Annotated in this window: 16 protein-coding genes, 1 rRNA gene and 1 riboswitch; of the genes, 7 read left to right on the forward strand and 10 right to left on the reverse strand. The window is 65.7% G+C overall.

The features are described 5' to 3' along the window. Positions 1–23 precede the first annotated feature (23 nt). Positions 24–1,512 (reverse strand): 16S ribosomal RNA (locus BRAS3809_RS10645). Positions 1,513–2,327: 815 nt separating this feature from the next. On the opposite strand from BRAS3809_RS10645, the gene BRAS3809_RS10650 reads away from it, so the two are divergent. After that, complete coding sequence (locus tag BRAS3809_RS10650) at positions 2,328–4,388, forward strand: M23 family metallopeptidase (protein ID WP_008962099.1); 2,061 nt, start codon at positions 2,328–2,330, stop codon at positions 4,386–4,388. A 91-nt stretch (positions 4,389–4,479) separates the two neighbouring features. Here BRAS3809_RS10650 and clpB read toward each other — a convergent pair whose 3' ends face one another. Continuing rightward, positions 4,480–7,119 carry an ATP-dependent chaperone ClpB gene (clpB, locus tag BRAS3809_RS10655; RefSeq protein WP_008962100.1) on the reverse strand — a complete coding sequence of 880 codons (2,640 nt, stop codon included), beginning with the start codon at positions 7,117–7,119 and terminating at the stop codon, positions 4,480–4,482. 185 nt (positions 7,120–7,304) lie between these two features. On the opposite strand from clpB, the gene BRAS3809_RS10660 reads away from it, so the two are divergent. Further along, complete coding sequence (locus BRAS3809_RS10660) at positions 7,305–8,132, forward strand: MOSC domain-containing protein (protein ID WP_008962101.1); 828 nt, start codon at positions 7,305–7,307, stop codon at positions 8,130–8,132. A gap of 226 nt (positions 8,133–8,358) precedes the next feature. Here the strand turns inward: BRAS3809_RS10660 and BRAS3809_RS10665 are convergent, their stop codons facing one another. Beyond that, the gene (locus BRAS3809_RS10665) at positions 8,359–9,015 is read right to left on the reverse strand and encodes a TIGR02594 family protein (protein ID WP_035656010.1); all 657 of its coding nucleotides are present in this window, start codon (positions 9,013–9,015) and stop codon (positions 8,359–8,361) included. A gap of 268 nt (positions 9,016–9,283) precedes the next feature. On the opposite strand from BRAS3809_RS10665, the gene BRAS3809_RS10670 reads away from it, so the two are divergent. Beyond that, a complete protein-coding gene (locus BRAS3809_RS10670; RefSeq protein ID WP_008962103.1) occupies positions 9,284–10,147 on the forward strand; it encodes an alpha/beta fold hydrolase in 864 nt (287 codons plus the stop codon). 194 nt (positions 10,148–10,341) lie between these two features. On the opposite strand, the gene BRAS3809_RS10675 is transcribed toward BRAS3809_RS10670, so the two are convergent. Further along, complete coding sequence (locus tag BRAS3809_RS10675; protein ID WP_008962104.1) at positions 10,342–11,250, reverse strand: LysR family transcriptional regulator; 909 nt, start codon at positions 11,248–11,250, stop codon at positions 10,342–10,344. 126 nt (positions 11,251–11,376) lie between these two features. On the opposite strand from BRAS3809_RS10675, the gene BRAS3809_RS10680 reads away from it, so the two are divergent. Then, on the forward strand, positions 11,377–12,246 hold the full coding sequence (locus BRAS3809_RS10680) for an alpha/beta fold hydrolase (protein ID WP_008962105.1): 870 nt from the start codon (positions 11,377–11,379) through the stop codon (positions 12,244–12,246). Between the two features lie 280 nt (positions 12,247–12,526). On the opposite strand, the gene BRAS3809_RS10685 is transcribed toward BRAS3809_RS10680, so the two are convergent. From BRAS3809_RS10685 to metX, 6 genes are all read right to left on the reverse strand, one after another. Continuing rightward, a complete protein-coding gene (locus tag BRAS3809_RS10685) occupies positions 12,527–12,946 on the reverse strand; it encodes a secondary thiamine-phosphate synthase enzyme YjbQ (RefSeq protein WP_008962106.1) in 420 nt (139 codons plus the stop codon). 42 nt (positions 12,947–12,988) lie between these two features. After that, complete coding sequence (locus BRAS3809_RS10690) at positions 12,989–13,486, reverse strand: NUDIX hydrolase (protein ID WP_035656011.1); 498 nt, start codon at positions 13,484–13,486, stop codon at positions 12,989–12,991. A 162-nt stretch (positions 13,487–13,648) separates the two neighbouring features. Continuing rightward, a complete protein-coding gene (locus BRAS3809_RS10695; protein WP_008962108.1) occupies positions 13,649–14,851 on the reverse strand; it encodes an ATP-grasp domain-containing protein in 1,203 nt (400 codons plus the stop codon). 66 nt (positions 14,852–14,917) lie between these two features. After that, positions 14,918–15,193, reverse strand: coding sequence for a hypothetical protein (locus tag BRAS3809_RS35770; protein ID WP_139017337.1), 276 nt, complete (start codon positions 15,191–15,193; stop codon positions 14,918–14,920). Positions 15,194–15,767: 574 nt separating this feature from the next. Further along, positions 15,768–16,430 (reverse strand): methionine biosynthesis protein MetW, encoded by a 663-nt coding sequence (metW, locus tag BRAS3809_RS10700; RefSeq protein ID WP_008962109.1) that lies wholly within the window; start codon positions 16,428–16,430, stop codon positions 15,768–15,770. Positions 16,431–16,433: 3 nt separating this feature from the next. Further along, positions 16,434–17,648 carry a homoserine O-acetyltransferase MetX gene (gene metX / locus BRAS3809_RS10705; RefSeq protein WP_008962110.1) on the reverse strand — a complete coding sequence of 405 codons (1,215 nt, stop codon included), beginning with the start codon at positions 17,646–17,648 and terminating at the stop codon, positions 16,434–16,436. A 91-nt stretch (positions 17,649–17,739) separates the two neighbouring features. After that, a riboswitch (SAM riboswitch) is annotated at positions 17,740–17,819 on the reverse strand. Positions 17,820–18,017: 198 nt separating this feature from the next. Here metX and BRAS3809_RS10710 point away from each other — a divergent pair. Genes BRAS3809_RS10710 through BRAS3809_RS10720 form a run of 3 tightly spaced genes read left to right on the forward strand, consistent with a single transcriptional unit; the run spans position 18,018 to position 20,921 of the window. Continuing rightward, a complete protein-coding gene (locus BRAS3809_RS10710) occupies positions 18,018–18,854 on the forward strand; it encodes a chorismate mutase (RefSeq protein WP_008962111.1) in 837 nt (278 codons plus the stop codon). 37 nt (positions 18,855–18,891) lie between these two features. Next, positions 18,892–19,989, forward strand: a complete 1,098-nt coding sequence (hisC, locus tag BRAS3809_RS10715) for a histidinol-phosphate transaminase (protein ID WP_035656018.1) — start codon at positions 18,892–18,894, stop codon at positions 19,987–19,989. Beyond that, positions 19,986–20,921 carry a prephenate/arogenate dehydrogenase family protein gene (locus BRAS3809_RS10720; protein WP_008962113.1) on the forward strand — a complete coding sequence of 312 codons (936 nt, stop codon included), beginning with the start codon at positions 19,986–19,988 and terminating at the stop codon, positions 20,919–20,921. Before hisC ends, BRAS3809_RS10720 begins: the two co-directional genes overlap by 4 nt.

Raw genomic sequence — 20,921 nt, forward strand, 5'->3', positions numbered from 1 at the left:
TCAGACTGAAGAGCCATCCTTAGAAAGGAGGTGATCCAGCCGCAGGTTCCCCTACGGCTACCTTGTTACGACTTCACCCCAGTCGCTGACCCTACCGTGGTCGGCTGCCTCCATTGCTGGTTAGCGCACCGCCTTCAGGTAAAGCCAACTCCCATGGTGTGACGGGCGGTGTGTACAAGGCCCGGGAACGTATTCACCGTGGCGTGCTGATCCACGATTACTAGCGATTCCAACTTCATGGGCTCGAGTTGCAGAGCCCAATCCGAACTGAGACGGCTTTTTGAGATTTGCGAAGGGTCACCCCTTAGCTTCCCACTGTCACCGCCATTGTAGCACGTGTGTAGCCCAGCCCGTAAGGGCCATGAGGACTTGACGTCATCCCCACCTTCCTCGCGGCTTATCACCGGCAGTCTCCTTAGAGTGCTCAACTAAATGGTAGCAACTAAGGACGGGGGTTGCGCTCGTTGCGGGACTTAACCCAACATCTCACGACACGAGCTGACGACAGCCATGCAGCACCTGTGTTTCGGGCTCCGAAGAGAAGGTCACGTCTCTGCGACCGGTCCCAAACATGTCAAGGGCTGGTAAGGTTCTGCGCGTTGCGTCGAATTAAACCACATGCTCCACCGCTTGTGCGGGCCCCCGTCAATTCCTTTGAGTTTTAATCTTGCGACCGTACTCCCCAGGCGGAATGCTTAAAGCGTTAGCTGCGCCACTAGTGAGTAAACCCACTAACGGCTGGCATTCATCGTTTACGGCGTGGACTACCAGGGTATCTAATCCTGTTTGCTCCCCACGCTTTCGTGCCTCAGCGTCAGTATCGGGCCAGTGAGCCGCCTTCGCCACTGGTGTTCTTGCGAATATCTACGAATTTCACCTCTACACTCGCAGTTCCACTCACCTCTCCCGAACTCAAGATCTTCAGTATCAAAGGCAGTTCTGGAGTTGAGCTCCAGGATTTCACCCCTGACTTAAAGACCCGCCTACGCACCCTTTACGCCCAGTGATTCCGAGCAACGCTAGCCCCCTTCGTATTACCGCGGCTGCTGGCACGAAGTTAGCCGGGGCTTATTCTTGCGGTACCGTCATTATCTTCCCGCACAAAAGAGCTTTACAACCCTAGGGCCTTCATCACTCACGCGGCATGGCTGGATCAGGGTTGCCCCCATTGTCCAATATTCCCCACTGCTGCCTCCCGTAGGAGTTTGGGCCGTGTCTCAGTCCCAATGTGGCTGATCATCCTCTCAGACCAGCTACTGATCGTCGCCTTGGTGGGCCATTACCCCACCAACTAGCTAATCAGACGCGGGCCGATCTTTCGGCGATAAATCTTTCCCCGTAAGGGCTTATCCGGTATTAGCACAAGTTTCCCTGTGTTGTTCCGAACCAAAAGGTACGTTCCCACGCGTTACTCACCCGTCTGCCGCTGACGTATTGCTACGCCCGCTCGACTTGCATGTGTTAAGCCTGCCGCCAGCGTTCGCTCTGAGCCAGGATCAAACTCTCAAGTTGAACTTGAAGCTTTGAACCGGCTGATCACAACGTTTGACGAGGTCCCACCAATCAGTCCCGCGCTTCACAGCGCTAAGACCATGGTGTTACCTTTGAAACATTGTCCGCCGAAGTCTTCTCGTCCGATCTCGAAACCAAGCCGAAGCTCAATCCCGAGACCCGCAAGGACTCCGCCGTCCACGTTTCTCTTTCTTCATCTTCACTTGTCAAACAGCCCGGGACCTCAGTCCCACCCTCTCTCGGAGGGATCCGCAACCTCATTCGACGGCGATGAGCAACCGGGTTCTACCGGTTGTGCACCACTCAACGAAGTGAGGAGCAGTATTGGCGCGAATGCTCGCCTCGGTGTGTCCCGAAGCGGCGCCGCGCTCAGTGGTCGTGCTTATAGGGGGGTCCTAACGGGGTGTCAACGACCTTTTTCATGAAATCGTCGTATCGAATCATTTTTTTCGAACCAGCTGCGGAAGCCCGATTTCTTGCGGACATCGTGCCCCACTTGGGCCACAATCCTGCGACGATTTGTTAAGCATCGACCTGAGCTGATTTGGCCCAGCGGGGACCGCCATCAGCTGACGGGTGATCCAGATCAAGGAATTGGCGAGCCCTTCGCCTGATTCAGACGACCGAGACGACATCGAGAGATCCTAAAGAAGAACAGCGGTTCGGGACTTCAGGGCGTCGCGCCCAATAGCCTCGAACCGTCAGAGACGCGCCATCATTCCGAGCCGTTTGTCCTGGACGGTCATGTCTTGGACGGTACGCCAACCCGGCAGCTGAGTGATCTCGGTGCTGACTTTGAACTTGGGGGACGAAGGTTGAACCATCGGACGTCACGCGGGGGGATGGGACGCGAGGTCGGCATGATCGATCTCGGTCATGAGCCGCCGCTATCCGTCGATGGCTCCGAAGCCGCGGTGATCGATCGCCGGCGCGTCTCCGTGCAATGGTTTTCCGGCACGATTCTGACAGGCCTCTGCGGCGCGGCCCTGATCGGCGGCGCCGTTTTCGCGTCGCTCGACGGCGAGCTCACCTTTGCCCGCATGCCGGAGCGGATGGAAAGCGCGCTGCGCGGTGCGTTCGGCGGCAATGATCGTGTCGCCACCTTGCGCAAGAGCGACCGGCTGCCGCCGCCGAGCGAGGCGGCCGCCGCGCGCAACGTGGTGCGCGTCTCCACCGTGACCCGCGCCGGGACGCGCGAAGTGATCCGGGTCCGTCCCTATGTGCGGATCTCGGGAAATCTGTCGATGACGACCAGCGATCTGTCTGCCAAGATCCCGCCGTTCAATGCGCAGCGGCTGCTGACCGACGCCGACAACGACAAGACAGGGACCGGCGACGACCCCAACAATCCGGCCGCCATCGAGCCGGACGCCGAAGTCTCCTTCGTCACCAAGGACCTCACGGCCGTGCTGCCGAAGGCGAAGATCGCCGCCTCGGTGGCGTTCGACGAGATCGTGATGCGGGTTCGCGACGCGGCCAACTGGCGCGGCAACAATGGCGGCGTCCGCTACGCCTCGCTGGCCAATGCCGCGGCGGACGCTGCGGGCGCGACCGGCGCGACGGGCGATCTGAAACTGTCCTACGCCAATGATGGCGCCGCGCCCGATCCCTATGCGGGCTTCGAGACCCGTGTGGTGCCGGAAAACGTCACCCTGCTGCCCAAGACCAAGGAGCAGATCACCGGCGGCAATCCGCTCGGCGAGCGTGTCCATCTGGTCAAGAAGGGCGACACGGTCGCCTCGATCCTGCGCGATCAGGGCGCCACGCCGGACGAGGCCAAGGCGATCGCCGGCCAACTCGGCCCCCGCGGCCGCGACGGCGGCCTGAAGGAAGGCGAGAAGCTGCGCATCATGATGGCGCCGGTGAGCCCCGCTCCAGGGGCGCGGTTGCAGCCGGTCCGCGTCATCGTTGCCAACGACACCATGATCGAAGCCGTCGCCGCGCTGTCGGACCTCGGCAAATATGTCGCCGTCGACGTGCAGAGCATGAACACGGTGACCGAGACCGCGGACAACGCCAACGACGACGAGGAGGATGACGGCACCGGCGTCCGCCTCTACCAGAGCATCTATGAGACCGCGCTGCGCAACAAGGTGCCGGCGCCGGTCATCGAGGACATGATCCGGATCTATTCCTACGACGTCGACTTCCAGCGCAGGGTGCAGCCGGGCGACTCGTTCGACGTGTTCTATGCCGGCGACGACGACGACAAGCCGGGCACCAACGAAAAGAGCGAGGTGCTGTTCGCCTCGCTGACGGTCGGCGGCGAGACCAAGAAGTACTACCGGTTCCAGACGCCCGACGACAGCGTCGTCGACTATTATGACGAGACCGGCAAGAGCGCGAAGAAGTTCCTGGTCCGCAAGCCCGTCAACAATGCGATCATGCGCTCCGGCTTCGGCGGCCGCCGCCATCCGATCCTCGGCTATGTGAAGATGCACACCGGCGTCGACTGGGCCACCGCCTACGGCACGCCGATTTTCGCCGCCGGCAATGGCGTGCTTGAGAAGGTCGGCACCGAAGGCGGCTACGGCAAGTACATCCGCATCAAGCACAACAACGGCTACGAGACCGCCTACGGCCATATGTCGGCATTCGTGAAGGGCATGGAGCCCGGCAAGCGGGTCCGCCAGGGCCAGGTCATCGGCTTCGTCGGCTCGACCGGCCAGTCGACCGGCCCGCACGTCCACTACGAGATCCTGGTCAACGGCCGCTTCGTCGATCCCTTGCGCGTGAAGCTGCCGCGCGGCCGCTCGCTCGAGGGCCAGATCATGGCGGGCTTCGAAAAGGAACGCGACCGCGTCGACCAGATGATGGCCGGCCGCAACGGCACCGCGCGCATCTCGGACGCCGGCCCGATCCCGGTGAGCCGCTGAGCCTCGGCCCCGTCGGAGGATTTTCAACGAGAACTGCCCCCGCTGATCGCTCAGCGGGGGCCGTTTCAGTTTGGGCGCGACGCGCGCGCGATCAGTTCAGCTTGCGCTTCGGGATCGGTGCCTCGAACGTCGCGATCTCCGCGGTGCGATGGGCCTTGCCGTTGAAGGTCAGCACATTGCCTTCCGAGGAGATGGCGACCTTGTCGCCATCCTTGATGTCGCCGGCCAGGATCATCTCGGCGAGCGGGTCCTGCACGCTGCGCTGGATCACCCGCTTCAGCGGACGGGCGCCATAGGCCGGGTCCCAGCCCTTGGCGGCGAGCCAGTCGCGGGCGTCGCCGTCGAGCGAGAGCGTGATCTTGCGCTCCTCCAGGAGCTTCTGGAGCCGCGAGAACTGGATCTCGACGATCCGGCCCATCTCGCTCTTCTGCAGCCGGTGGAACAGGATGATCTCGTCGACGCGGTTGAGGAACTCGGGCCGGAAATGGCTCCGCACCGTGCCCATCACCAGTTCGCGCACCTCCGACGTATCCTCGCCCTCCGGCTGATTCACCAGGAACTCGGAGCCGAGGTTCGACGTCATGATGATCAGCGTGTTGCGGAAGTCGACGGTGCGGCCCTGGCCATCGGTCAGGCGGCCGTCGTCGAGCACCTGCAGCAGCACGTTGAACACATCCGGATGCGCCTTCTCGATCTCGTCGAACAGCACGACCTGATACGGCCGGCGCCGCACGGCCTCGGTCAGCGCCCCGCCCTCGTCATAGCCGACATAGCCGGGAGGCGCGCCGATCAGCCGCGACACCGAGTGCTTCTCCATGTACTCGGACATGTCGAGCCGGACCATCGCGGTCTCGTCGTTGAACAGGTACTCGGCGAGCGCCTTGGTGAGCTCGGTCTTGCCGACGCCGGTCGGGCCTAAGAACATGAACGAGCCCATCGGCCGGTTCGGATCCTGCAGGCCGGCGCGCGAGCGCCGCACGGCGGTCGCGACCGCATGCACGGCCTCGAACTGGCCGACGACGCGCTTGCCGAGGCTATCCTCCATCCGCAGGAGCTTGTCCTTCTCGCCCTCGAGCATCTTGTCGACCGGCACGCCGGTCCAGCGCGAGACCACCTGCGCGATGTGGTTGGCGGTGACCGCCTCCTCCATCATCTCGCCGCTGGTCTCCTTGGCCTCGATGTCGGCGAGCCGCTTCTCCAGCTCGGGGATGCGGCCATAGGCGAGTTCGCCCGCCTTCTGGTACTCGCCGCGGCGCTGCGCGTTGGCGAGCTCGATGCGCAAGCCGTCCAGCTCGCTCTTGAGCTTCTGCGCGTTCGACAGCTTGTCCTTCTCGGCGCTCCACTTCGCGGTCAGCGAGGCCGACTTCTCCTCGAGATCGGCGAGCTCCTTCTCCAGCGCCTGCAGCCTCGTCTTGGAGCCGAGATCGCTCTCCTTCTTCAAGGCCTCCTGCTCGATCTTGAGCCGGATGATCTCGCGATCCAGCGAATCGAGCTCCTCGGGCTTCGAGTCGACCTGCATCTTCAGCCGCGCCGCCGCCTCGTCCATCAGGTCGATGGCCTTGTCGGGCAGGAAGCGGTCGGTGATGTAGCGGTTCGACAAGGTCGCCGAGGCCACCAGCGCGCTATCGGTGATGCGCACGCCGTGATGCTGCTCGTATTTGTCCTTCAGGCCGCGCAGGATCGAGATGGTGTCCTCGACCGTGGGCTCGGTGACGTAGACCGGCTGGAAGCGGCGGGCGAGGGCTGCGTCCTTCTCGACATGCTTCTGATACTCGTCGAGCGTGGTCGCGCCGATGCAGTGCAGCTCGCCGCGCGCCAGCGCAGGCTTCAGCAGGTTCGACGCATCCATCGCGCCGTCGGCCTTGCCGGCGCCGATCAGGGTGTGCATCTCGTCGATGAACAGCACGAAGGTGCCTTCGGCCGCCGTCACCTCCTGCAGCACGGCCTTCAGCCGCTCCTCGAACTCGCCGCGATATTTGGCGCCCGCGATCAGCGCGCCGAGATCGAGCGACAGCAGCCGCTTGTCCTTCAGGCTCTCCGGCACGTCGCCATTGACGATGCGCAGCGCCAGCCCCTCGACGATCGCGGTCTTGCCGACGCCGGGCTCGCCGATCAGCACGGGATTGTTCTTGGTGCGCCGCGACAGCACCTGAATGGTGCGGCGGATCTCCTCGTCGCGGCCGATCACCGGATCGAGCTTGCCGTCACGCGCCGCCTGGGTCAGGTCGCGGGCATATTTCTTCAGCGCGTCATAGGCATTCTCGGCGGTCGCCGAATCGGCCGTGCGCCCCTTGCGCAAGCTCTCGATCGCCGCGTTGAGGTTCTGCGCGGTGACACCGCCCTTGGCGAGGATGCTTCCGGTCTCGCTCTTGGCGTCGAGCGTCAGCCCGAGCAGCAGCCGCTCGACGGTGACGAAACTGTCGCCGGCCTTCTCGGCCGCCTTTTCCGCCGCGTCGAAGGCGCGCGCCAATTCGGGAGACAGGTAGATCTGCCCGGCGCCGCTGCCCGACACTTTCGGCATCTTGCCGAGCGCGTCCTCGGTGGCTTTCAGGATCGCGCGCGAATTGCCGCCGGCGCGGTCGATCAGACCGCCCGCGAGTCCCTCGCTGTCGTCGAGCAGGACCTTCAGGAGATGCAGCGGCGAGAACTGCTGGTGGCCGTCACGCACGGCCAGCGACTGCGCCGATTGAATGAAACCCCGCGCGCGCTCGGTATATTTGTCGATATTCATGATGGTTCCCTCAGCCTGCTGTGACGCCCCGAAGGCACGGTTCCAGCATCTTCATTGGGTTTGTGACCGCGCACGTTGACGTTCATCAACGCCGCAACTCTCTTGACGTCGCCGAGCTCCACCCGGCTTGAGAGGAAATGTGGGAAGGCGGCCGAAAAACGGAAGGGGCGGCTTCACAAATTCGTGTGCCCTGGCCGATCGGCGGGGAATCCCCTATGACCGGCACCATGAGCCAGACCAGCCCCGCACGCATCGCCGGCCTGTACCGCTATCCGGTCAAGGGCCTGACCCCGGAACCCCTGCAGACCGCCCCCTTGCGGCCCGGAGAGACACTGCCGGCGGATCGGCGATACGCCCTGGAGAATGGCCCCACCGGCTTCGATCCGGCAGCCCCGGTGTGGAAGCCGAAGACCGCCTATCTGATGCTGATGCGCAATGAGCGCCTCGCCGGATTCAAGACCCGCTTCGACGACGCGAGCAACATTCTCACCATCCGCAAGGACGGCGCGATCGTCGCGCAGGGTGATCTCGAGAGCGCCGAAGGCCGTGCCGCCATCGAGCGCTTCTTCGCAACCGAATTCGCCGACGAACTGCGCGGCCCGGCCAGGCTGCTGTCGGGCGGCGGCTACGCCTTCACGGATCTGGCGCGCAAGGTGATCTCGATCATCAACCTCGCCTCGGTCGCCGAGGTCGAGCAGATGGTCGGCGCGACCGTGCACCCGCTGCGCTTCCGCGCCAATGTCTATGTCAGCGGCTGGCCGGCCTGGCACGAAGCGGGGCTGATGGGCGAGACGCTGCGCATCGGCTCGGCGCGGCTGAAGATCGTCAAGACCACCACCCGCTGCGCCGCCGTCAACGTCGACCCCGACACCGCCGCGCGCGACCTCGATATTCCGCCGGCGCTGCTGAACCACCGCGGCAACACCGACTGCGGCATCTATGCCGAGGTCATCGAGGGCGGCGACATCGCGGTCGGCGACGAGCTCGCCGTGGAGCAGCCGAGCTTGTTGTGACTCGCGCTCTCGGCCCCCGCGTCATTGCGAGGAGCGGAAGCCGACGAAACAATCCAGACTGCTCGCGCGGCCCTGGATTGCTGCGCTCGCAATGACGAGCCTTTGGAGCAACATCCGTGCTCTCAACGCACCGGCGCTGCGCTCCCTCTCCCCGTTCTGGCAGGGAGAGGGTCTGGTGACGGGCAGCCACCACGGGCGGTGCCGCTTGTCGGGAGTGCTGAACTGATCAGTTCGGCATCACATAGGCGTAGACGCGGCCGCGCGACACGGCGGCCTCGCGGACGCGGTGGCCGTAATTGCCGGAAATGACGATCGGGTTGCCCTGGGCATCGACGCCCGAGACCACGCCGACATGTCCGCCGCCGCGACGGCTCATCACCGCGATGGCGCCGACCTGCGGGCCGGAGACGCGCTGGCCGTAGCTCGCGAACGAGCGCGCCATGTCGGAGCCGGTGCCGCGATGGCCGGTGCGCTCCAGCACCATGTTCATGAAGCGCGCGCACCACAGGCTGCGCCGCCCGGTCGGGTTGCCGCCGCCGACATAGCTGCGCGCTGCCGCGACGACGCTGCTGTCGCCGCCGAAGCCGCCGGACATTGCCATGCCTCCGGACGCCGTCCCGGGCATCATGAGGCTGGCCTGCGCGTCGGCGACGCCTTCGACCCGCACCCGCGCGACGCCGCGCTCCCAGCGCGACAGCCGGGCGACCAACCGGCGGTGATGATGAACTCTTGCGGTGTGATGGCCGCCGTGGCTGCGGTGGGCATGATGCCCGGAGCCGTGATGCGGACGGGCAGAAGCCGGTGTTGCGGTGGCGGCGATCATTGCCGCTCCCATGGTCAGCGCAACGATGTGAATCGACCGGCGAAGGGTAGACACAACCATACTCAATCCTTCTGTTACTTCCCCCAGTACCCGACTGGTACTCAGACTCGGCACCCCCTGGTCCTCAGCGCGGCCCCTCTGCAAGCCGCCAGCGGGGGTCCGTAAAAAGTTCGGATGTGACCAAACCATGACCATCGATGGCGAAAAGACGGCGACGAGAGGGTGATTCCGGGTTTATTCTTCGGCCAAAACCGGACAGCGCGGCGTCTCATTGTCGCGCTCGGCGCGATCAGTCATGATCCGGCACGCGACACGGGAGGAGCTGACGATGCCCCATGCGACGGCGAAGGACGGCGTTCGCCTCTATTTTGAAGAGGCCGGCGCGGGCACCCCGCTGATCTTCCTGCACGAGTTCGCCGCCGACCACACCAATTGGGAGCCGCAGCTGCGCTACTTCGCGCGCCGTCACCGCTGCATCGCCTACTCGGCGCGCGGTTACACGCCGTCCGATGTGCCGGTCTCGCCCGACGTCTACAGCTACGTGCATTTCTATACTGATGCGCTCGCCGTGCTCGACCATCTCGGCATCGCAGCCGCCCACTTCGTCGGCCTGTCGATGGGCTCCTACTCATCGCTGCAGGTCGCGCTGAACGCACCGCACCGCATCCGCTCGATGGTGCTGGCCGGCGTCGGCTCCGGCTCGAGCCTGGAGCAGCTCGACGCCTTCCGCGCCCAGTGCCGCGCCACCGCCGAACAGTTCGAGACCCTGGGCTCGGTCGAGACCGCCAAGGTCACCCGCGAGGCCCCCGGCCGCATCCCCTTCCTGGTCAAGGACCCGCGCGGCCATGCCGACTTCTACGCTGCCCTTGCCCGCCACGATGCCAGGGGATCGGCCAACACGATGCGCGGCTTTCAAGGCGGCCGTCCCTCGATCTACACCATGACCGACGCCATCCGCCGCGTCGCCACACCGGCCCTGATCATCTGCGGCGACGAGGACGACGCCTGCGTCGCGCCGAGCCTTTTCCTGAAACAGCATCTGCCGGCATCGGGGCTGACGGTCTTCCCGAAGTCCGGGCACGTGCTGAACCTGGAGGAACCGGCCCTGTTCAACGAGTCGGTGGAGCGCTTCATCGCACTGGTGGAGGCCGGTCGGTGGGGGGCGCGTGATCCAAGATCATCGGTCGGATGAATGCCAAAAATCAATTCCCTCCTCCGTCATCGCGAGCGCCAGCGAAGCGATCCAGGGGCCACACGGAAAACCTTTACGCGTAGCCCCTGGATTGCTTCGTCGCTTCGCGCCTCGCAATGACGGTCGTGGCGAAGCTGGCCGCACCATTACCGCTGTCATCGCCCGGCCGGGAGCAGCGTCCTCGGCCCACGTCGTCAACAGAGCGCCGCCTCGACCAGCCGCTGCCGCAGCAGTGGGAAGGCGAAATCCACGAAGGCGCGCAGCTTCAGCGGCAGCCGGGCCTGGCCGTCATAGACGAGGTGCACGGGTCGCGGGGCGGGCTCGAAGCGTTCGAGCACGAGCGCGAGCCGGCCGCTGCGGACGTGCTCGGCCACCTGATAGGACAGCGCCCGCACCAGGCCGGCGCCCGACAGCCCGGCCTCGATCGCGGCATCGATGGTATTGACGCCGAGACGCGCGCGAAAGCGGGCGGAGATCTCGGTCCCCTCCATGTCGAACGGCCAGGCGCTCTCCGCCGACACGCTCTGGAACGAGACCACGCTGTGCCGCGCCAGATCGTCCGGCGCCGCCGGCCGGCCATTGGCCGCGAGATAATCCGGGCTGGCGCAGATGACGTGGCGAACCGTGCCGAGCCGGGTGGCGATCAGGCTGGAATCCGGCAGTTGCCCGATCCGCAACGCGACATCGACCTGGTCGTCGAGAAAATGCGCGACCCGGTCGGTCATCACGAGGTCGACCGCGACATCCGGATAGGCGGAGAGGAATCGCGTCACCACCGGCAGCGCATGCAGCCGGCCGAACATGATCGGCGCGGTCACGACGAGGTCGCCCTTGGGCTCGGAATATTCGCCGGACGCGGCGCGTTCGGCCTCGGCGACCTGCTCCAGGATCGCGCGCGCGGCCGCGACATAGGATCGCCCCGCCGGCGTCAGCTCCAGCCCCTTGGCCGAGCGGATCAGCAGCGTCGCCTTCAGATGCGCTTCGAGCTCGGCGACCTTGCGGCTGACGGTGGCGAGCGGCAGCCCGAGCGCCCGGCTGGCTTTCGACAGGCTGCCGGCGTCCGCTGCGGCCAGCACCACTTCCATGGCATCGAGACGGTCCAAGAGACCTTCCATAAAACGAGAGGCTTCTTTCCGAACCTACCGGCTCCCGCTTTTTTTTGGAAGGCATAGGAATCGGGGAACGGCGGCCGGCAATCGTTGCGGCTGCCCGAGACCTGGAGCGTCCCCATGACCACACAGACCCGACACCGCACCGCGACCGTCCACGGCCGCAAGGTCTTCTACCGCGAGGCCGGCGACCCCGCCGCGCCGACCATTCTGCTGCTGCACGGCCTGCCCACCAGCAGCCAGATGTTCCGCGACCTGATCCCGGCGCTGGCCGATCGCTTCCACCTCGTCGCACCCGACTACATCGGCTTCGGCCATTCCGATGCGCCCGACCACAGCGAATTCGCCTACACGTTCGACAATCTCGCCGCCCATGTTGCCGGCCTCGTCGACGTGCTCGGGATCGACTCCTACATCCTCTACATGCAGGACTATGGCGGCCCGGTCGGCTTCCGCCTGTTCACGCAGCGGCCCGAGCGCGTGATGGGCTTCATCATCCAGAACACCAATGCCTACATGGAGGGTGTCGGCGAGGCGCCGAAGAAGGTGCTGCTGCCGCTGTGGGAGAAGCGCACGCCGGAGACCGAGGCGCCCGCGCGCGAGCTGCTCAGCCTGGACGGAACGAAATTTCAGTGGCTGGTCGGCGCCAAGGATCCCGACGCGGTCAATCCGGACAACTGGACCCTCGACCAGGCACTGCTCGACCGTCCGGGCACGCAGCACTATCAGCTCGATCTGCTCGCAGACTACAAAAGCAATGTCGCGCTGTATCCGCAATGGCAGGCCGCCTTCAGGGCGCACAGCCCGAAGACGCTGATCGTCTGGGGCCAGCACGATCCGTTCTTCATCCCGCCCGGCGCCCGCGCCTATCTCAACGACCTCTCCGACGTGAAGCTGGTCTGGCTCGACGCCGGCCACTTCGTCCTCGACGAGAACACGCCGAAGGTCGCCGCCGAGATCAAGGCGGTGTTCGCAGGCGCCTCGCAATAACGATCATGGTCCATCGGGCCATACAACGACAGCTGTCATCGCCCGGTCTTGACCGGGCGATCCAGTATTCCGAGATGACAGCGGGTCAGCCCGAGAGGCCGCGGCGGACTGGATGCCCGCCTGCGCGGGCATGACAGCGGAAGCTGTCGCTCCCTGCTCCGTCATCGCGAGCGCCAGCGACGCGATCCAGGGGCCACGTGGTAAGACTTCGTGTGTGGCCCCTGGATTGCTTCGTCGCTTGCGCTCCTCGCAATGACGCCCGGGAGTCATGACCCCGATTCTACTCCCCGATGATCTTGATCAGCGCGCGCTTCCGCCTCCCGCCGTCGAACTCGCCGTAGAAGATCTGCTCCCACGGACCGAAGTCGAGCTTGCCCTGCGTGATCGCCACCACGACCTCGCGGCCCATGATCTGCCGCTTCATATGCGCGTCGGCATTGTCCTCGCCGGTGCGGTTGTGGCGATAGCTAGCCACCGGCTCGTGCGGCGCCAGCTTCTCCAGCCACTGCTCGTAATCATGGTGCAGTCCGCTCTCGTCGTCATTGATGAAGACAGACGCCGTGATGTGCATCGCGTTCACCAGCACCAGCCCCTCGCGTACACCGCTCTCCTTGAGCGCCGCCTCGACCTCCCCGGTGATGTTGATGAAGGCGCGGCGGCCCGGGATGTCGAACCACAACTCCTTGCGGAAGGATTTCATCCTGACATCACTCCGTTTCAGATCCGGCAGTCCGGGCCGACCTCAGAGTTCGCGGCCACCCCTGCTGCTGCCGACACTGCGGGCCTTGGGCCGCGCGATCAAGAGCGCCTTCAACCCGGCCGGATACAGCTTCGGCCCGTCCTCGCGGTCGAGATCGGCGAGGTCGAACCAGCGCGCGTGGCAGGCCATGCCGCTATCCTCGTGGAAGGCGATGCTGTCGCGGTCCGCGAACGGGTCGCCCTCCACGTCGATGTCGACCACGAATACGATCTCATGACCGACCATGTCGGCGTGCCGGTAGATGTTCTCCAAAATCAGAGGCTCGCCGCGCAGCGTGATCGCAACCCCGAGCTCCTCCTGGAATTCACGCAGCAGCGCATCCTGCCAGCGCTCGCCGAATTCGACGCCGCCGCCGAGCGGCCGCACGCCCATCAGCCGCCCCGCATCGTCGCGAACCTCGGCGGCCAGCAGGCATCCGGCCCGCCAGTGCAGCCCGAGCGCGGTGACGCGAATGCTTTGCTGAGGCCGCCAGCGGGTCATCGGCGCTCTCACGACCCCTCGGCCGCGCCGCCGCGCCAGGCGTCGCGCACGACGCACCAGCCCGGGGCCTCGCGCCCCAGCTCCTCGTGGACAGGCGTCACGAACGGATCTCCACTGCCGCGAACGATCCCCTACTCTGGACCATCCTGCCGCTCGGCGCCATCACGCCGCCGCGGCGAGGATCTCCGCCCACGCCTCCGGCGTGACGGCATAGGGGCCGACGGCGCCGGCGTGGAATCTGCGCCACAGCGACGGCCGGATCAGCGACGCGCCGAGCGCTGCCATTACCGGGATCGCCGAAAGCGGATCGCCCGCGACCGGTGTCAGCTCCTCGGTCGACCTGGCATAGTCGCCGCGCGCGCGGATCGCGTCGATCGCTTCGCGCAGCACGGCGCGTCGCGATCCCTGGTGCTCGGCCGCGCCGAGGATCGCGAGCAGCGTCTGCCGCGTGCGCAGACCGGCCGTCCCTGCCGGCCGTTCCGGACCTGACATGCCGGTAGCGGCATCGAGCATGGCGGCAACCAGATCGACCCCGGCCGCGAGCGCATTCGCAGGCTCGACCATCCGCGGATTGACGTCGATGACGACCGGCCGCCCATCGCCGATGATCACGTCCATCGACAGGCCGCCATGCCAGTCGAGGAGGCCGACCAATCGCGCCAGCATGGCATCGAGACCGGGCAGCACGATGCTCTGCTTCAGCGACGCGCCACCGCCGACGCCCTCGCGCACCCGCAGGCAGGCGTGATGCGCGATCAGCCGGCCATGGTCGGCGACGGCCTGCACCATCGCGAGCGGACCCGACACCTGAACCTGTGCAATCAGCTCTGAGCGGCCGACACCAAGTTCGCGCGCCGCCACCGCCAATTCGTCGGCGCCGCGCGCCCGCCTGACACCCGAGCTTGCGGTACTCACCGGTCGCTTCAGGAAGACGGGAAACGCGGTGACGTCGCGAAGATCCTCGGCACTCGAGATCAGCGTGGTCTGCGGCTGCGATATTGCAGCGGCCTCGAGGGTATGAAAGGCCGAGATCTTGTCCTGCACCCGCGCAAGGCTTCTGAACGGCGGCACGATGGTCGGGACGCGCAGCTGCGGCTGCCGTGCCGACAGCACCGTCACCTGCTCCTGGGTCGGAAACAGCAGATCGACCTTGCGCTCGGCTGCAATGCGCTCGGCCGCCGCGAGCCATCCGAACGGATCCTGCCCGAACCGCGGCACGTCGTGAACGGCCTGGACATGGCGGGTGAAGCGCGACAGGCAGATGCGGGTCGAGGACAGGATTTCGACCTGATGGCCGAGCGCGCCGAGCCGCCCCGCCACCTGGCGCGAGGTCAGGCCTGATCCTTCGGACAGCAGGATGCGCATCTCACAAGCCCTCACAGACTGTTAGAAACATCATAAGCAGACTGGCGGTCGAGAGCTTGAGGCGCGTCAACGACGCGGCAATGCCAATCGGGAATCCTGATCACTCTGCACGACGGGCAATTGACGCATGACCATCATGCTGGAATTGCCCGTCGTGCTGGTTTGTCGCAAGATTCCCGCTTGCGCCGTCGGGCAAATCAGCTCCAAGTTTCCGCCCGTCCCGCCTCGCAGCACGAGGGGCGTATCGCGGTCGTCACGAACGCTGAGGTGGGATGCGGTGGGCGTGTCGGCTTGCGCGTGAGTTCGCTCGCGCGGACGAACAAGTCCGGCACGCACGGTCAAGTCGCGCGGTCCTGACACCCCGAAGCTGGTGTCACGCTTGCGAGGACGCTGAACGCGTCGCGCAGGCAACGGTGGCCAGAAAGCCCGGCGCACCGGGGAGAACGCGAAGCAGCCGTACATCCATCGCGCAGGGAAGGCCGGGTGTTCCGGCTCGTACCTGTGGTACCTGCCGCCTGCATTCTTTCTCGCAGGCGGGCCATGGGTGCGGCCAGCATCCGGCCTTCCCTGCGCCTCTGCGTTCTCGGGGGCGATGACCAACGCACAGCCCGGGCGCAAAGGTGCCGCGGGAAGGCTTCGTGACGTCGCTGGCTGTTTGAGATGTGAAGCGGATCATTCGTGTAGCGACAACGTCGCACTAGTGTCGGCGCCTGTGAGTTGGCACGCCGGCGCCACGCCCTCCGCTGTCGTCCCGGCGAACGCCGGGACCCATACCGCGGAATCTATCGGTAAAGCACAACTGCCAGTCATCGTCCCAGCAGGGTCGGTGGTTATGGGTCCCGGCTCAAGGCCGGGACGACAGCGGAGAATGACGTGCGCGCACGGGACGAGGCACGACGAGCAGGCGTCCCCGCCCCTACCGCCGCTCGCCCCTCGTCAGCAGAAACACGCCCTGTTCGCCGAACATGTTCCAGAACCACCAGGGCATCGCCACGCGCAGCGGGCGGCCGTAGCTGTCGAGCGCCACGGCGCGCTCCATCTTCACGCCGATCTCGTCGCACAGCTGCACGAAGTCCTTGATGGTGCAGAAATGGATGTTCGGCGTGTCGTACCAGGTGAAGGGCAGATTGTCGGTCCGCGGCATGTGGCCGCCGACGAGCAGTTGCAGGCGCAGCCGCCAGAAGCCGAAATTCGGGAAGGTGACGATGGCGCGGCGGCCGATGCGCAAAAGGTTCTCCAGCACGGCCTTGGGCCGGCGCGTCGCCTGCAAGGTCTGCGACAGGATCACGTAGTCGAAGGCGTCGTCGGGATAGTCGACGAGATCGGTATCGGCATCGCCCTGCACCACCGCGAGGCCCTTGGCGACGCAATGGTTGACGCCCTCGCGCGACAACTCGATGCCGCGGCCGTCGATGCCGCGGCTCTCCAGCAATTGCAGCAGGTCGCCGTCGCCACAGCCGATGTCGAGCACCTTGGAGCCGCGCTCGACCATGCTGGCGACCAGGAGATGATCGGGCCGATACGCCAGTCTCTCGCCGCCGGAAAAGCCGTTCAGCGGCAGCACACCCTGCAGGCTCATCGCTCAGCTCCCCTTCGGCGCCTTGAGGCCGCGCGCCTTGCCGGCGGAATCGAGGAAGGCGCTGGCGATGTCGAAGAACTCGGGGACGTCGAGCAGGAACGCATCATGCCCTTTGTCGGTCTCGATCTCCGCGAACGACACCCGCGCGCTGGAGGCGTTGAGCGCATGCACAAGCGCGCGCGATTCCGAGGTCGGAAACAGCCAGTCGCTGGTGAAGGAGACCACGCAGAAACGGGTCTTGATGCCGCGGAACGCCGCGGCCAGCGCACCGTCATGATCGGCCGCGATGTCGAAGTAATCCATCGCGCGCGTGAGATAGAGATAGGAGTTGGCGTCGAAGCGCTCGACGAAGGACGAGCCCTGGTAGCGCAGATAGCTCTCGACCTGGAAATCGGCGTCGAACGAGAAGGTCGGCAGGTCGCGGTCCTGCATGCGGCGGCCGAACTTGCGATGCAAGGCTGCGTCCGACAGATAGGTGATATGCGCCGCCATCCGCGCCACCGCGAGGCCGCGATGCGGATGGGTGCCCTTGTCGGCATAGCGGCCGTGATCCCATTCCGGATCGGCCATGACAGCCTGGCGGCCGAGCTCGTGGAACGCGATGTTCTGCGCCGAGTGCCGCGTTGCGCAGGCGATCGCGAGATTGGCGAACACGCGCTGCGGATAGGCCACCGTCCATTGCAGCGCCTGCATGCCGCCCATCGAGCCCCCGACCACCGCGAACAGCGTGTCGATGCCGAGATGATCGATCAGCATCGCCTGCGCGCGCACCATGTCGGGGATGGTGATGATCGGGAAATCGAGCCCCCACACCTTGCCGGTCGCGGGGTTCAACGACGCCGGGCCGGTCGAGCCCATGCAGCCGCCGATGACGTTCGAGCAGATGATGAAGTAGCGTGCGGGGTCGAGCGGACGTCCGGGACCGACCAGCGTCTCCCACCAGCCGGGCTTGCCGGTGACGGGATGGCGGTTGGCGACGTGCTGATCGCCGGTCAGCGCGTGGCAGATCAGCACGGCGTTGGACTTGTCGGCGTTGAGCTCGCCGTAGGTCTGGTAGGCGATCTGGAACGGCGCGAGGTCGATGCCGCAATCGAGCTTGAGCGGCCTGGTCGCATCGAACTGCGCCACCAGCGAGCTCGGATGGTCGACCTCGTGCGAGCGCTCCTCTGGCGCGACCGTGCGCAGCGCGGATGTGGGTTTCGGCGTCAGGCCTGTCATGTCTCTCACCCCGGCCTTCCGGCAAGGGCTCCCGAACCACGTGACATATCAGGCCATGAAAAACCCGGCCTGAACTGGGGTTCGGCCGGGATCGATAACGTCCCCGGCCTGTTTAGCGAATTGTTTAACGTGGCTGCAAGCCGGCCGGCTCAAATGACCACGGAACGGGCAGAAACTAGTCCCGCGGGCGCGCCTCGTCAAGGCAAGCTGGAGTTGACCGCCGGTCCGCTGCCCCACGGCTGCAATCCAGCCAAGCCTAGGCAGCACAAGGTAAACTTGCTGTTGCGCAGGCCCCCTTCATCGGAGAGAACGGCATCTGTTCCCGTCGGCCCGGCGTTTCGCCGTGGCCCGCCAAGAGTGACCCGGATCATGTCGTCGAACCCGCCGCCTGCCCCGCCTTCGCTTGCCGATCTGCGCAAGGAGATCGATGCGATCGACGAGCAGGTGCACCAGCTCCTGATGAACCGGGCCGACATCATCGACCGGCTGATCAAGGTCAAGAAGACCCAGGAGGTCGGCTCGGCATTCCGCCCGGCGCGCGAGGCCGACATGATGCGTCGCCTGGTGCAGCGCCATCGCGGCATCCTGCCGCTCGACACCGTCGAGGGCATCTGGCGCGTGATCGTCTCGACCTTCACCTATGTGCAGGCACCGTTCTCGGTGCATGCCGACGTATCGGTCGGCGAGTCCGCGATGCGCGATTCCGCCAGGTTCCATTTCGGCTTCGTGGTGCCCTACGTCGCGCATTTCAGCGCCCAGGCCGCGGTCGAAGCGGTGGCGCGCTCGAAGGGCGATCTGGCGCTGGTGTCGACGACCTCGGGCCATACGCCATGGTGGATCACGCTGGAGCCGGTGGGCGCGCCGAAGATCATCGCGCGCATGCCGTTCATCGAGCGCGCCGACCATCCGGCGGCGCTGCCGGTGTTCGCGGTGTCTCGCGTCGCCGATGATGCGCTGGTGCTGGAAGTCGAGACCTGGAGCATCCGCGTCTCCGGCTGGAATGCGCAGGTGTCGCGGGCGCTGTCGCCGCTCGCCGACGTCGTCGCGGTGCCCGATACCGCCTTCGACGGCGCCGCGCTGCTGGTGTCGATCGAGGCGCCGGCGGATCTCGACAAGATCAAGGCGGCGCTGATCGCAGCCGGCGCGTCGGTACGCTCGGCGGCCCTCGTCGGCGGCCATGCCAAGCGATATACGGTTCCCAGCTGATACGCCGCGCGCCAGTGACCATCCTTCGGAGTTGATGATGAACCGCCCCGTGCCGAACTCCGGCATTCTCGACATCGCACCCTACACGCCCGGCAAGAGCCCGACGCCGGAGCCGGGCCGCAAGGTGTTCAAGCTGTCGGCCAACGAGACCCCGTTCGGCCCCTCGCCGAAGGCGATCGAAGCGTTCAAGAGCGCGGCCACCCATCTGGAGGATTATCCGGAAGGCACCTCGCGGGTCTTGCGCGAGGCGATCGGCCGCGCCTACGGCCTCGATCCCGACCGCATCGTCTGTGGCGCCGGCTCCGACGAGATCCTCAACCTCTTGGCGCACACCTTCCTGCGCGAGGGCGACGAGGCAATCTCGACCGCGCACGGCTTTCTCGTCTATCCGATCGCCACCATGGCCTGCGGCGCCAAGACCGTCGTCGCCGCGGAGCGAGAATATCGCACCGACGTCGATGCGATCCTCGCCGCGGTGACGCCGCGCACCAGGCTGGTCTGGCTCGCCAATCCGAACAACCCGACCGGCACCTACATCCCGTTAGACGAGGTCAGGCGGCTGCGCACCGGCCTGCCCTCGCATGTCGTGCTGGTGCTCGACGCCGCCTATGCCGACTACGTCTCGCGCAACGACTACGAGTTCGGCCTCGAGCTGGTAGCCACCACCGAGAACACGGTAGTGACGCACACCTTCTCCAAGATCCACGGCCTCGCCGCGCTGCGCGTCGGCTGGATGTTCGGCCCGGCGCACATCGTCGATGCCATCAACCGCATCCGCGGGCCCTTCAACGTCTCGTCGCCGGCGATGCTCGCGGCGGTGGCGGCGATCGAGGATACTGCGCATCAGCAGATGTCCAAGACGCACACGGAAAAATGGCGCAACTGGCTGAGCGAGGAAATCGGCAAGCTCGGGCTGAAGGTGACGCCGAGCGTCACCAACTTCATCCTGATCCATTTCCCGACCGAGAAGGGCAAGACCGCGGCTGAGGCCGACGCGTTCCTGACCCGGCGCGGCCTCGTGCTGCGAGCGGTCGCCAACTACAAGCTGCCGAACGCGCTGCGCATGACGATCGGGACCGAAGAAGCCAACCGCCTGGTGGTCGAGGCGCTCAGCGAATTCATGAGGGCGAAGTGAGCGTCTCGGGACGATTTGAACGCATTGCGCTGATCGGCTTCGGCCTGATCGGGGGCTCGATCGCACGTGCGGCCAGGCTGCAAGGCGTGGCTGGCGAGATCGTCACGACAGCACGGTCGGAAAAGACCCGCGCCCGGGTCGCCGAGCTCGGCATCGTCGACCGCGTCGTCGCGAGCAATGCGGAAGCGGTTGGGGATGCCGACCTCGTCATCCTCTGCATTCCCGTCGGCGCCTGCGGTCCGGTTGCAGCCGAGATCGCGCCGCATCTGAAGCCGGGCGCCGTGGTTTCGGATGTCGGCTCGGTCAAGGGCGCCATCGTCCGCGACATGGCTCCGCATCTGCCGGCGCACGTCCACTTCGTGCCGGCGCATCCGGTCGCAGGCACCGAGAATTCGGGTCCGGACTCCGGCTTCGCCGAACTGTTCATCAACCGCTGGTGCATCCTGACGCCGCCGGAGGGCGTCGATGCCGACGCGATCGATCGTCTCCGTGCATTCTGGGCGGCGCTCGGCGCCAAGGTCGAGATCATGACGCCGGATCATCACGACCGCGTGCTCGCGATCACCAGCCATCTGCCGCATCTGATCGCCTACACCATCGTCGGCACCGCCGACGAGCTTGCGCAGGTGACGGAATCCGAGGTGATCAAGTTCTCCGCCGGCGGCTTCCGCGATTTCACCCGCATCGCCGCGTCCGACCCGACGATGTGGCGCGACATCTTCTTGAGCAACAAGGATGCCGTGCTCGACATGCTCGGCACCTTCACCGAGGACCTCTCGAAGCTGACGCGGGCGATCCGGCGCGGCGACGGCGAGGCGTTGTTCGACCATTTCACCCGCACGCGCGCGATCCGCCGCGGCATCGTCGACATCGGCCAGGATTCGGCGGCGCCGGATTTCGGCCGGCCGCTGCCGCAACTGAAGAAGCCGTAG

Origin of the sequence: Bradyrhizobium sp. STM 3809 (assembly GCF_000239795.1) — a bacterium.
Taxonomy (GTDB): Bacteria; Pseudomonadota; Alphaproteobacteria; order Rhizobiales; family Xanthobacteraceae; genus Bradyrhizobium.